The organism is Halorubrum sp. SP3, assembly GCF_005435195.1.
Classification (GTDB): domain Archaea; phylum Halobacteriota; class Halobacteria; order Halobacteriales; family Haloferacaceae; genus Halorubrum; species Halorubrum sodomense.
The window spans coordinates 1-384 of the sequence record NZ_SGTU01000457.1; the positions used below are offsets into that span (position 1 = coordinate 1).

The 384-nt window shown below is 54.4% G+C and carries 1 protein-coding gene; it reads right to left on the minus strand.

All coding sequences use genetic code 11. The features are described 5' to 3' along the window. A partial coding sequence (locus EXE42_RS19880) for a hypothetical protein (protein ID WP_206750770.1) occupies positions 1 to 250 on the minus strand: 250 nt, incomplete at its 3' end. Between the last annotated feature and the right edge of the window lie 134 nt (positions 251 to 384).

Genomic DNA, 384 nt, shown 5'->3' on the forward strand with positions numbered 1-384 from the left:
GAATCGACTGGTCTTCGACGCGACGCGCCTCGGTAAAAGTCCAGCTGGCTCGGACGCCTTCACCACTTTCGCGAACGATGAGGAGATCACCGGGTTCCAGTAGCTCCGGATCAGGTGCCCTTCCACCTTTGGGAACACCGTGCCACGGTTCGCCAAGATGAATTCTAGGATGGTCTTCCGCATTTGAGGGACCGTTGACGCAGTGGTCCCAGTGCTCGGGGATCGTATTGACGACCCACGCTCGTGTCATGTCATTCCTGTTACTTCCGGGTCTTATCAGGTTTATCCATCATCGGGATTTCTCATACAGCATCGCTGATTCCCGATTTCAAGACTTCTCCCACAACTCGAAAAGTGTTATACACGCTCACGAGTCCCGAGGAC